Source organism: Bacillus sp. sid0103 (genome assembly GCF_019219025.1).
The window spans coordinates 390571-403183 of sequence record NZ_JAHUWN010000001.1; the positions used below are offsets into that span (position 1 = coordinate 390571).

The following is a 12613-nucleotide window of genomic DNA, read 5'->3' on the forward strand; positions in this document are numbered from 1 at the left end:
GGTATATTTGAGTAGAGATTCTATTAGTTGCTCTGACATTCCTTACTTGCGGTTTGGTGATGGTGAACCTTTGGTTTTTATTCATGGTCTAGGAGAGGTGAAGGAGGGCTGGCACAATCAATTTGAATTTGCGGATCAGTATGACTTGATTATCCCTGATTTACGAGGTCATGGTGAGCATATTACGAATGATAAAATTTCTATCCCACACTTTGCCCGTGACATTATTAATCTATTAAATGATCTCAATATCGAAAGCGCTCACATCTGTGGCTTATCGATGGGCGGAATGGTGGCTCAGGAAATCTATCGTCAAGCACCTCAAATGTGTCGAACGCTCATGCTGGTAAGTACCTTTCATTTTATTCCAAAGCATCTAGCTAATTTAATCATAAACTATCGCAAGGTACGGTCGCTTTCAAGAACCCCAAGTATCTCCAAAACCACGGCCGCACGTATTTCACTTACTTCCTGGAAGGGAAAAGTATATGAAGACTTCCTTAAATTTTACAACCCTAATGATGATGTATTTCTAAAATCTGTTAAAGCCTGTTTTGAAGTGAATAATTTGAAACTGCTTCCTAAAATTAAAGTCCCGACGTTAATCATGGGCTCACAATATGATTCAGTCATTCCTGTATGGATACAACTACTCATGCATAAAAAAATCCGCCATTCTGAATTTGTCATCATCAGGAATACTGGCCATATTGCCAAATTAGAACAAAAAGATGCATTTAATAGAATTCTACGCAGTTTTTTGAAGAAACACTCAAAAGCTAGTTAAAGAGGGTGCGGATTCTTTCCTCCCTTCTTCTTCTATGTTCTTTACTTAGGCATATTATCATATAATTTACCGTTATCTTTAAAAAGGAGGATTGCTGTAAATGCCACATACTACTGGGAATGGTATAAATCTTTATTATGAGGTTCACGGAGAAGGTGAACCTTTACTTTTAATTATGGGGTTATCATTGAACTCAAAATCTTGGTTTAGGACTATCCCTGCTCTAAGTGAGCACTTTAAAGTTATTATTTTTGATAATCGTGGTACAGGTCTCAGTGACAAACCTAATACTCCCTACTCGATCGAACAAATGGCTGAAGATGCTAAGTGCGTCTTGGATTCAGCCGGCGTAGACTCAGCCCATGTATATGGGATTTCCATGGGTGGGATGATCGCACAAAGATTAGCACTTATGTATCCTTCACGAGTCCGATCGCTTATCTTAGGTTGTACAACCTCTGGCGGAGCAAATCATGTCCAACCTAGTGCAGAGGTCTCGATGCTAATGCTTTCAAGGGGCTCATCCATTGCAACACCAGAGGAAATGGCTTGGGCCACCACTCCAATCCTATATAGTCAAGCATTTATAGAAAATCAACGAGAATTAGTGGCAGAGGACATACAAAGAAGAATCGAGATACCTGTTCTTCCTTATGCCTATATACTTCAGCTCCAGGCCTGTTTAGCCCATGATACGTCCAACGAGATAGACCAAATCCAAGTGCCTGCCTTGGTTATCCACGGCGATGCCGATAAGTTGGTTCCCTATCAAAATGGGATTAATTTAGCTGAAAAAATTCCAAATGCTGAATTTTTGACCATTCAAGGTGCTGGTCATATTTATGTAACAGAAGCAAATGAGTTGGTAAATGAAAAAGTGCTAGATTTCTTAAAAAACCAATAGTTTTTTTCATAAAAAATGCCCGTTCAAAGGTTGAACGGGCATTTTCACATCGTGTTAAACTTTTACCTTAGCTACCTCTTCATCCCGTAGGACTCTCCTAAGCAATTTCCCCACCGATGATTTTGGTAATTCGGCAAGAATTTTGACTTCTTTTGGCGCCTTGTACGGTGCTAAGTTACCATTCGCAAACTGAGTAACTTCTTTCACAGAGAGTGTATAACCTTCCTTTAGAAAGTCCAAAGAAGAAAACGAGCAGCAAATTAGTGTCCCTGAATTGAAAGATCAATCGTTCTAAATGCTATTAGAAATGTTGCTAAGGAGAATACGGCTTCACTTAATCCAAAAATGAAAATCGAACTCCCGAAAATCAATACGTTTAATAACAGGATAATCTGCCCGATTGAGAAAGAAGAACGTTTACTTAACATGATAGCTATCACTTCTGTCCCATCAAAACATCCACCGAATCGAATGGTGATACCGACCCCCAGACCTAAACTAATTCCGCCAAGGACAATAACTAGGACTGGATTGGAGGTAATGACAGGAAGAGAATCTAATAAATAGGTTTCAAACGATAGAATAAGAATGGCAAAAAGGCTGAGGAGGAGAAACCTTTTTCCCAGAAATGTATAGGCAAGTAAGAAAAAAGGAGTGTTTAATATTAACAAAAATAATCCTATTTCTTGCTGGGTAATATGTGCAAGCAGGATACTAATCCCAATGATTCCTCCATCAATCACATGATTTTTCACCAAAAATAATTGTAAGGATAAGGATACAAGTGTAGCGCCTAAAAAAATAAACCCTAACCGTTTATAAAAAGGACTTACACCAGATCTACTTAAGTCAATATAAAATTTTATCCTATATCTATGCATACTTGTCCCCTTTTTATCACCAAAATACGTAATTAGATTTAGTTAAAATATATTCAAGTAAATCTGAAACATGCTCTCCTCCCAAATACAATAAAAAAAGAACCTCATTACAAATGGTTATTTGTACGAGAGCTCTTTCAAAAAATTCATTATTTAAATGGTGTCAGTCACCATCACGCCTTTGCAGTAAGCGGATGTTTAAATTCATTTGGAAACGGGACATTTGTTAAATTCTTAATAAAAAGAACATTGTTGGTTTTATAAAGCTGCTTTTCAAATGGTAACTCTTGTTCATTGGGATGAAAATGGAAGACTACTTTCTTAACTTCAGGTGGGACAATCGTGCTCAAGACTGTTTGAATGTTTATCCTCTCATGACTGATTACGTCATAAAGATGTAAACGATCACCATCCAATTGAAAGATAACCAGTGCATTCTCATTCTCAAGATGGTAAAGGTCCTGACTAAAAACCATCGTACAATAAAACATCAGGAGTTCCTCACTACTTGAGGTTCCGAATATATCCGAAATTACCTTTCGATTCTTTGCTAAATTATAAATGAATGTTAAATCCACTGGATTCAGAGCATCTAATTTTTTCATTTCAGAGGGATTTGAAAGATGGTGGCTATAGTCTAATATATATTGCACTTCATCAGTAGCATGAAATCCGAATTTCGGATAAAAGTCCAATACTGTTTGATTGGCAAACAAATAGACTATATCGACATGTTGTTAATCGTCTAACACCATTTCTATTAACCGCCTGGATAAACCCTTATTTCGATAATTAGGATGTGTCATGACAGTACCTATTTGGATTGCTTGTTTTTCCTCAGCATTTATTACCAAATTTAATAAATTTACAGATACATTGGCAACCACTTGATTATGATCAACAAATGAATACGGCATATACTTCTCTGTCCAATATCCATTTTGGTACCAATTTTCAAACTCGATTCCAAAGGTATTTAGTGCCAACTGATTAAAACTTCCCCTTAATCCCTTGTTATCTTGATAGTTTTTGATAAATGACAATGCTTTCAACGGACTCCTCCCAGTTAAAATTCAAAAGGACGAGTCTTTATCGACTTGTCCTTCTATATTTTATTACTATTTTAGCATCTTAAATACTTGTTCAACATCTTTATCACCGCGTCCTGATAAGTTAACAATTAGCACATCATCGTTAGATAATTCTTTAGCAAGCTTTATAGCATATGCTACGGCATGAGAACTTTCTAACGCTGGGATTATTCCTTCCGTCTTGCTTAGCAATTGAAATGCCTCTAGTGCTTCTTGCCCGGTAACTGATACATATTCGGCGCGCCCGCTTGTTTTCAAATGGCTGTGCTCAGGACCCACACCAGGATAGTCCAGCCCTGCCGCAATCGAGTACGTCGGTTTAGGATTTCCATTTTCATCCAATAACGTTAAACATCTAAAGCCATGAATCACGGCTGGAACCCCTTCAGTCAGTGTTGGAGCTTCAGCTGGTTCAACCCCAATTAAGCGCACATTTTTTTCGTCAATATAATGTGCAAAAGCACCAATAGCATTACTTCCGCCTCCCGCACAGGCAATCACTGCTGTTGGCAGTTTTCCTTCCTTTTCAAGAATCTGGCGCTTCGATTCCTCACTGATAATCGCCTGGAAATGTTTGACCATCGTTGGGTATGGATGTGGTCCTACAGCCGAACCTAATAAATAAAAGGTATTTTTATAGTTTTGCACCAAGTCACCCAAGGCTTCATCAACAGCATCCTTTAAGCGGCCCTGTCCTTTTTCAACAGGTACGACTTTTGCACCTAATAATTCCATTCTGAAGACATTGAGCGCTTGGCGTTCCGTATCCAATTTACCCATATAAATAATGCATTCCATCCCAAACATGGCGCATGCTGTTGCAGTTGCCACACCGTGTTGTCCAGCTCCCGTTTCCGCGATAATTCGCTTTGCACCCATTCGTTTTGCTAAAAGAATTTGGCCGATTGCATTATTAATTTTGTGTGCGCCAGTATGGTTTAAATCTTCTCGTTTCAGATAAATTTTTGCCCCTTGATTTTGCTTGGTTAAATTTTCTGCAAACGTTAATGGATTCTCCCTGCCTATATATTCCTTTAAATAATAGTTGAATTCCGCAATGAATTCCGGGTCATCTTTAAAACGATAAAATTGCTCTTCTAATTCGTTCATTACTAGTTGCAAATCCTCAGGTACAAAACTTCCGCCAAACTCTCCAAAATAACCTTTACTTTCCACACTTAGTCTCTCCATGCTCATCTCGACTCCTTTAAAACTATTTTTCTGAACCGTTTTAATTAACTGAATATTCCTTAAATTATTCTATCATACTGTCCACTTTCTGCAAACCTTATCTCTTCATCCAAATAGAAAAAAGCCTACACACACTGTGTAGACTTCTTTTCACTGAATCCTAAAAAACAATTCCTTATTCATATCGTAGTGAATCAATTGGATCAAGTTTTGAGGCCTTATTTGCCGGGAGTAGTCCAAAGACCACACCAATAACCATTGAAAACAACACTCCGCCTAACACGACTTGCCAAGATACTAAGGATGGCCAGCCGGCAAAGAAACTGACTACTGTCGACGTTCCCCAGCCGAGTAAAATTCCGAGGATACCGCCAATGAGAGTAAGTGTCATTGATTCTATTAAAAATTGAGTCAGCACCTGTCCACGAGTGGCCCCTAGTGCCATACGGATCCCAATTTCCCTTGTTCTTTCGGTTACGGAAACGAGCATGATATTCATAACACCAATTCCACCAACAAATAAGGAGATTCCAGCTATACTCCCAATAATTAAGGTCATGATTTTTGTAATTTGTCCCACACCTTGAGCTATTTCTTCCATATTGATGACTTGGTAGGATTTTTCCGTATTATGCAGATTATTTAATAACTTAGCCGCCTTTTTACCTGCAACCTGCAGCTGTTCAGCAGACTCTGCTTGCAAGGTTACCTGGGTAAAATCACTGCTTCCGTATATGGTTTTCCAAGTTTGGAAAGGTATATAAACCTCCATGGATCCAAACGAAAGAAGTCCGGTTGGTTTTTCTAAGACCCCAATGATCTCGATGGGTTGATTGCCAACCATAACAACCCTTCCGACAGGATTTTTCCCTTTAAAGAGTTCCTCTTGCAATTTGTTACTGACTAACGCAGCACGTCGGCCACCAAGAAAATCAGAGGCTGAAAAATTCCTCCCTTTGGCCACCTTCAACTTATTTAATTTAATATAGGCCTGATTAACACCCGTCGTAGATGCATCCACGTTATCTTTCTGAAATTTAACAGACGACAATTTGGTGCTTGATGCTACCACACTTTTAATTTCCGCAATTTGCTCAAGCGCCCTAATATCCTCCTGTTTGAATGGAGCTTGCTGAAATATATTAGGGTTTGCGCGAATTTCTTCATCGGAGGGCTGATAAAATAACTCAATCGTATTCCCTGGACCAGTAATTTGTGATTTCAGCATCGCTTCTCCGCCTTGCCCAATGGCCACTACAATAATGACAGCCCCCACCCCAATAATGATCCCAAGCATCGTAAGAATACTCCGCATCTTATGGGCTTTTAAGGAGCTTAACGCCATAAAAAGATTCTCCATAAAACTCATATGGCTGGCCCCCTCACACCATCAGAAGGAGACTGAATCATTCCATCTCTAACCAGAATCGTTCTGTTTGCGTATTCTGCTACTTCTGATTCATGGGTAACGATAATTATAGTCACGCCTTCATCATTAAGTTCTTTAAATTGTTCCATAATGTCCTTGCTAGTTTTCGAATCAAGGGCACCTGTTGGTTCATCCGCTAAGACAATTTTGGGTGTATTAACAATTGCTCTCGCAATGGCAACACGTTGCTTTTGTCCACCAGATAAGGCATTAGGAAGATGGTTCATTCTGTCAGCGAGACCAACTTTCTTTAATGCTTCTTCCGCACGGGCCTGACGTTCTTTTTTTGAAATGCCTGCATAAATCATCGGTAATTCTACATTTTTTAACGCCGTCAAGCGGGGGAGCAAATGAAACTGCTGAAAGACAAAACCAATCGACTGATTTCTAACCCGGGCCAATTCCTTGTCATTATAATGCGACACATTTTCCCCGCCAAGATAATACTCTCCATCAGTCGGTTTGTCCAAACAGCCGATAATATTCATTAAGGTTGATTTTCCTGATCCAGATGGACCCATAATGGCAGCAAATTCACCTTCATGAATGGATAAACTGATTCCATTTAAGACTGGTACACTTTCTTTTCCCAACAAAAATGATCTTGTGATGGACTCTAACTGGATCATTTAACTGTCACTTCCAGCCCATCCTTTAATTTGTCAGGCCCATTCACGATGACTTTGTCTCCTTTTGAAACACCTTCAAGGATTTCTATTTTCTTACCTGATGTAATGCCGGTTTTAACATTCTGCTTTTGTGCTTTTCCACCCTTGACAAGATATACATAGGGCTTATCTCCATCATCAAATAACGCATCGAGTGGTAGGACCCTCGCTGTTTTTTTGTCAGTTTCAATCTCCATAATGACTTGGAAACCTGGTTTTAGTGTGGTTGTATCACCGGAAATCTTTACTGTTACAGGATACTGAACAGCCTGGGAACCATTTTGCAAGTTTGCTTGGTTCTGTTCTGGCAAAATAGCAGTCTTAGTAATTTCACCTTGCCACTCTTTTCCAGGAACGGCATCTGATTTGATCAACACTCTTTGTCCCTTACTAACTTTAAGGGTATCGTATTCTGACAGTAGTCCAGAGGCAGTCATTCCTTCTAGCTTACCAATATGTATAATAGGCTCGTTTGCTGCTTCCATCGATGATGCAGCAGGCTTTTTCGCTGCTAAAACAATACCAGAGATTGTACTCTTAATCTTTAAATCTTCCTGACGCTTGCTAATTAAATCTTTTTGAAGTTCTGTTTGCTTAAGTTCAATGTCCGCTAACTTTTTTTCCATCTCAAGTTGGTCAAATTCAGGGGAAAGCTGTTTTTTGGCTTCCTTTTTACCAACCTGTTCACTTAAGGTCTTTTCTTTGTCCTCGAGTTGCTCTAGTTTCTTTTCGATTTGGTTTATTTTTAAATTAGCTGATTCGACCGCTAATTTATTTTGCTCAATTTCCAACTCAAGCTGCGGATTTACAAGTTTGGCCAAAACCGTTCCTTTCTTGACTGTCTGGCCCTCCTTGACTAGCAGTTTCTTGATTTCGCCTTTGTCTGGTGTAGCATACACAATTTGTTCTTCTGGAAGCTTCACTGTACCTGGAATCATCAACAGGGAGGAGATTTCCTCCTCGCTGATTTCTGTCGTTTTAACGGCAGGTCCCTTTGCCAGAACCTGCCGGTAGACACTTACAGAAATCATTATGATAATCAAACTAATTACACCTAGGGTAATCCATGTTTTCTTTTTCATTATAACTTCGGCGCTACTTGTAATAGGGTACCGACCAAAGCAAAGCCAATACTAATGAGGAAGAAAATGATCGCAACCGTCCATGCAAGACCTTTAGATAGTTGAGCTGTTTTATGAAGTCCTAGTGCAGTTAATACTGCGGACCAGATCCCAAAAATCTCTATAGAACCCAAAACTCCTGCTTTTTCCTGATTGAGAAGACCTGCTAAACTAGTAATATATATTTCTGGATCCCCGCCGATGGCATACCTAATTCCCATATTCAAGATAAGACCTGCTGCCCCGATAATCATGATAAAGGTATTCATAGAAAGTAATTGTTTAAAAGAAACAGTAGAACTAGCCATTCTGGCAATTGCTAATTGAATAGCACTGCTAATTAAAACACCAATAATAGGCGCAATGATGCCTGTAACAGCTACTGTTACCTTTGTAATGGTTAACACCAAATCAACTTGATCTTCCGGTACTCCCTGTTCAATTAAAGTATTTGCATCCATAGATAGCGCCATAAAGGCCATTCCAATTACATAGAGGATACTAATGATAAATAGTGGTACCCAAACTTTCGGACTTTGCTTAATCCGTTCAAACTGTACACCCGGACTCGTAAACATTCCCATTAACTTTGGATTCTCATTCATCGTTTTTACTTCTTTTTGCAATTCCATATTCAACACCCCTTCTTTCCACATATGTAAAATATTCCTATTAAATATACGATAAAATAAGTCGAAAGTTTCATTTTTTTCAATGTATGATTGTTAAGCCTGACAACAAAAAAATACTATTATTTGTCTTCTATTCCAAGTATTTGATATAATTTAAGTTATACTAATTGAAAAAAGGGGAAAATAATGTCAAAAAGAAAATTCCAATACGGGTTAATCCAGATCCTATTGATATTAACGATCATCTTTGTGTCAACCAAAATTTCATTTTTATTTATGCCAATTGGCATCTTTTTTTCTACTCTTTTTTTCCCAATTCTGATTACTGGGTTTTTATTTTTCTTACTTAACCCAATTGTTAATTTTCTTCAGCGTCAAAAAGTACCAAGAATTCTTGCCATCCTTATTATTTATGTAGTATTTATTGGCATTCTTGTATTAGCAATTGGCAGCTTGGTTCCTGCCATCACGAATCAGTTTAACGCACTTGCGAATGCACTTCCTGATTACGCCAACAAGACCTTGCAGTATTTTGATAAGGTATCTAGAAGTTCTGAATTTAAATGGATCATAGAAGAACAAAACGATTTATTGGAAACTGGGAAACAAAAACTGATTGCCTATGCAAATACCTTACCTGACCGAATCACTGGCGGTATTTCGAATATCCTTGGTGTGTTTGCTAATATTGCGGTTATTCTAGCGACTGTTCCCTTTTTATTATTCTATATGTTTAAGGACGGACATAAATTCCCAAAGGCTGTAACTAAATTCCTTCCTGTAACATATAGAGAAGCAGGATTGCTTATGTTGAAAGAGACAGGTGAAACACTTTCCTCTTATATTCAAGGACAAGTCATTGTGGCCCTGTCAGTAGGGATTCTTGCTTTTGTTGGTTATCTAATTATTGATTTGCCATTTGCGCTAGTTATGGCATTAATTGTCGCGTTTACCAACATCATTCCTTATGTGGGCCCTATTCTCGGCGGTGCACCTGCTGTGATTGTTGCTTTATTTGATTCACCGACGAAGGCTTTATTAGTAGTTCTGATTATCGTTATTGCCCAGCAAGTTGAGGGAAATGTATTATCTCCGCTCATCCTTGGAAAATCACTTGATACCCATCCAGCCACAATTATAATTGTCCTGCTCGCTGCAGGAAATTTAGCTGGAATCTTGGGGATGGTTTTAGCAGTACCGTTTTATGCTGTAGTCAAAACGATTGTTTTAAATGTAATAAAGTTTCTACAGGCTCGAAAAAGGGCCACCCTATCAAACTAGGCATAAGTATCCAATAAAAAATAGATGGAATGCAAAAACGGTTAGGAGAAATTTCTCCCAACCGTTTTTTTAAGGTTCTCAAGCAAGAGAGTTACCAGCCGCGACCTGCACCGCCGCCGCCGGAAGAACCACCTCCACCCCCTCGAGAACCACCACTGCCTCCGCCTCCTCTACCTCCACCTCTAGAGATGATGGATAGGAGAAGATAGGTGAGCGTCCCACCAAAAAACTTAAAATCAAAAAATACTACGACAATCACTACAATGACCAGCAACCAACTTGGAATACCAATTCCTTTATTATCTGTGGTCTGCTTACTTACTTCTCCATTTTTTCCATATTCAGCGAGGACTTCGTTTGCGAGAACTTTATAGGTTTCAACTATCGCTTTGTTCGGCTGTTGATTTTTTAAATATGGAATAGCATTTTCATCAAGAATTCGGCCTGCTTTTCCATCTGGAATTCTGCCTTCTAGTCCATAGCCTACTTCAATCCTTACTTTACGTTCCTGCATGGATAGGACTATTAAAACGCCATTGTTTTCCCTTTTATTCCCGATTCCATATTGCCGAAAAGCTTCATTCGCAAACTCTTCTATCGTTCGGTCTCCAATAGTTTCTACAGTCAAAACAGCAATTTGTGCCGTTGTTTGGTCTTCAATGTTTCTGCCTAAATTGATTAATTCGGCTCTTTCTGTTTCGTTTAATACATTGGCAAAGTCCTGTACGTAAATATCGCCGACAGGTGCAGGAATTTGGACATCCTGAGCTTGAGTATTTACAGCACACAGAAAAAAAGTGAAAAACACCAATAATAGGCTGAAGACCCGATTCACATTCATTATTCATTGCCCCCAAAGTCAACTTTTGGAACTTCCTTCGCATTAGGGTCTGCTTTAAAGTATTCTTTTTCATCAAAACCGGTTATCCCTGCAATAAGTGCACCAGGGAATCTTTTTACTTTTTTATTGTAAACAGCCACTTGATCATTATAATCTTTGCGTGCTACAGCAATTCTATTTTCCGTTCCAGCCAGTTCATCCATTAATTGGGTAAACTGCTGATTTGCTTTTAGATCGGGATAATTTTCAACAACAACAAGCAATCGACTTAACGCACCCGAGAGCTCTGAATTAGCTGTAGCTTGTTCTTGCGGCGTATCCGCACCAGCTAGTCTTGCCCGTGCATCTGAAATGGAGGCAATGACTTCTTTTTCATGTGAAGCAAAACCTTTTACCGTATTAACTAAGTTTGGAATTAAGTCGAGCCTTCTTTGCAGTTGGTTTTCAATTTGAGCATAGGACTGGTCCACATTTTCCTCTAAATTGACAAAGGAGTTATAGCTGGAAACTAACATGGCACCAAAAATAACCACCACTGCAACGATGACACCAATTACCATATAACCTTTTTTCAAAATAATCACGTCCCTTCCAATATAAGTATATTTCAATTTTAAAAATTATTCCTTTATCAACCTTTAGCTTTTGTTAGGAATAGCACATTTCATTCTAGATTTTAAATTTACACAAAAAAGCCTGATTCCTTATAGGGCAACTATTTGCCTACAGGGATCAGACTTTTTCTAAAATTTAACCTTAGCGAGTGAATACCGGTAAGGTAACAATTATCATCAGAAGGAAAATAATGGTTATATAATTAACAGAGTATAAAAAATTCACCTGTGCCCATTTCAGGTTATCTTTGGTAAAAAATCCACTTATACTAACCGCCAACCATCCGACGTTTAGCAAAGTAGCGATGACTATAAATGGCGTACCGAGTGGAGTTAAAAAGAAGGGTAAAGGAAATAAGCAGGCAATATAAATGACCATTTGCCGTTTGGTCACCGAGAGTCCTCGGACAACGGGAAGCATTGCCACCCCAGCCGCTTTATATTCTTTATATTTCTTAACGGCAATTGCAAAGGTATGGGGCATTTGAAAGATAAACAAGATTAAAAACAAAATCATTGGAACTCTTTGAAATCCTGGTGCGATAGCTGTCCAGCCAATCATTGGAGTGACAGCACCAGAAACACTGCCAATCACCGTATTAAAGGTATACTTCCGTTTTGACCACATCGTATAGGGGAAGCAATAGGTAAACCAGCCTACAAAAGCATAGATAGCCGCTTCGTAAGTAGTAAAAAGTAATAGAATAAATCCAACTCCAGTAAGAGAAATTCCAATTGTTAATACTTGCTTAAGTGAAAAATTCCCAGTTACCGTCGGACGATTCTTTGTTCGATCCATTACAGTATCAATATCCACATCGTACCAGTTATTGAGCGCTAGCGCCCCTGCAATGACCATTGTACTTCCGAAAATGGTCAATAGGAATACATCCAAATTGGCTGAAAAAGAAGCATTCGTAAAATGTAAAGCTAACCAGAATCCTGCAAAGACTGGCAGGACATTAGCAGTTAAAACATTGGCCTTAAAAAGTAACTTTAGATCAGTCATTATGGTAGATATATTCCGTTGATTTGATAATATAGATCTTCCATCCTTCTGTAGAGAAGGTACCTCATTATTACTCATTTAATATTCTCTCCTAAGAAGTAATACAAACAAATTTAATTCTATCATACCATGTTAAGATTATCACAATAATTGGTGTTAGGCAC

At 38.6% G+C, this 12613-nt stretch carries 15 protein-coding genes; 3 read left to right on the forward strand and 12 right to left on the reverse strand.

Translation table 11 applies throughout. The annotated features are described in order from the left end of the window. Nucleotides 1–7 precede the first annotated feature (7 nt). Nucleotides 8–787, forward strand: a complete 780-nt coding sequence (locus KW850_RS01930; RefSeq protein WP_218345882.1) for an alpha/beta fold hydrolase — start codon at nucleotides 8–10, stop codon at nucleotides 785–787. A gap of 100 nt (nucleotides 788–887) precedes the next feature. Then, nucleotides 888–1691: an alpha/beta fold hydrolase gene (locus KW850_RS01935; RefSeq protein ID WP_218345883.1), complete on the forward strand. Its 804-nt coding sequence runs from the start codon at nucleotides 888–890 to the stop codon at nucleotides 1689–1691. 54 nt (nucleotides 1692–1745) lie between these two features. Here KW850_RS01935 and KW850_RS01940 read toward each other — a convergent pair whose 3' ends face one another. From KW850_RS01940 to yknW, 9 genes are all read right to left on the reverse strand, one after another. Beyond that, nucleotides 1746–1931, reverse strand: a complete 186-nt coding sequence (locus KW850_RS01940) for an AMP-binding enzyme (RefSeq protein WP_256358018.1) — start codon at nucleotides 1929–1931, stop codon at nucleotides 1746–1748. Between the two features lie 20 nt (nucleotides 1932–1951). Further along, nucleotides 1952–2572, reverse strand: coding sequence for a YitT family protein (locus tag KW850_RS01945; protein WP_218345884.1), 621 nt, complete (start codon nucleotides 2570–2572; stop codon nucleotides 1952–1954). Nucleotides 2573–2745: 173 nt separating this feature from the next. Further along, on the reverse strand, nucleotides 2746–3063 hold the full coding sequence (locus tag KW850_RS01950; RefSeq protein WP_218345885.1) for a hypothetical protein: 318 nt from the start codon (nucleotides 3061–3063) through the stop codon (nucleotides 2746–2748). A gap of 246 nt (nucleotides 3064–3309) precedes the next feature. After that, nucleotides 3310–3624, reverse strand: coding sequence for a GNAT family N-acetyltransferase (locus KW850_RS01955; RefSeq protein WP_218345886.1), 315 nt, complete (start codon nucleotides 3622–3624; stop codon nucleotides 3310–3312). 66 nt (nucleotides 3625–3690) lie between these two features. Then, nucleotides 3691–4854: a tryptophan synthase subunit beta gene (trpB, locus tag KW850_RS01960; RefSeq protein WP_218345887.1), complete on the reverse strand. Its 1164-nt coding sequence runs from the start codon at nucleotides 4852–4854 to the stop codon at nucleotides 3691–3693. Nucleotides 4855–5029: 175 nt separating this feature from the next. After that, nucleotides 5030–6223 carry an ABC transporter permease gene (locus tag KW850_RS01965; RefSeq protein ID WP_218345888.1) on the reverse strand — a complete coding sequence of 398 codons (1194 nt, stop codon included), beginning with the start codon at nucleotides 6221–6223 and terminating at the stop codon, nucleotides 5030–5032. Continuing rightward, entirely contained in the window at nucleotides 6220–6912 is a 693-nt protein-coding gene (locus KW850_RS01970) for an ABC transporter ATP-binding protein (protein WP_218345889.1), read from the reverse strand. The genes KW850_RS01965 and KW850_RS01970 overlap by 4 nt, the downstream gene beginning before the upstream one ends. Beyond that, the gene (locus KW850_RS01975) at nucleotides 6909–8033 is read right to left on the reverse strand and encodes an efflux RND transporter periplasmic adaptor subunit (protein WP_218345890.1); all 1125 of its coding nucleotides are present in this window, start codon (nucleotides 8031–8033) and stop codon (nucleotides 6909–6911) included. The genes KW850_RS01970 and KW850_RS01975 overlap by 4 nt, the downstream gene beginning before the upstream one ends. Further along, nucleotides 8033–8704 (reverse strand): YknW family membrane protein, encoded by a 672-nt coding sequence (gene yknW / locus KW850_RS01980; RefSeq protein ID WP_218345891.1) that lies wholly within the window; start codon nucleotides 8702–8704, stop codon nucleotides 8033–8035. The genes KW850_RS01975 and yknW overlap by 1 nt, the downstream gene beginning before the upstream one ends. Before the next feature lie 186 nt (nucleotides 8705–8890). Here yknW and KW850_RS01985 point away from each other — a divergent pair, with 186 nt between their 5' ends. Further along, nucleotides 8891–9985 (forward strand): AI-2E family transporter, encoded by a 1095-nt coding sequence (locus KW850_RS01985; RefSeq protein ID WP_218345892.1) that lies wholly within the window; start codon nucleotides 8891–8893, stop codon nucleotides 9983–9985. Between the two features lie 91 nt (nucleotides 9986–10076). On the opposite strand, the gene KW850_RS01990 is transcribed toward KW850_RS01985, so the two are convergent. The 3 genes from KW850_RS01990 to cyoE form a co-directional block, all read right to left on the reverse strand. After that, a complete protein-coding gene (locus KW850_RS01990) occupies nucleotides 10077–10826 on the reverse strand; it encodes a TPM domain-containing protein (RefSeq protein WP_218345893.1) in 750 nt (249 codons plus the stop codon). Continuing rightward, nucleotides 10826–11386: a LemA family protein gene (locus tag KW850_RS01995; RefSeq protein ID WP_218345939.1), complete on the reverse strand. Its 561-nt coding sequence runs from the start codon at nucleotides 11384–11386 to the stop codon at nucleotides 10826–10828. The genes KW850_RS01990 and KW850_RS01995 overlap by 1 nt, the downstream gene beginning before the upstream one ends. A gap of 196 nt (nucleotides 11387–11582) precedes the next feature. After that, nucleotides 11583–12527 (reverse strand): heme o synthase, encoded by a 945-nt coding sequence (gene cyoE / locus KW850_RS02000; protein ID WP_218345894.1) that lies wholly within the window; start codon nucleotides 12525–12527, stop codon nucleotides 11583–11585. Nucleotides 12528–12613: the final 86 nt, after the last annotated feature.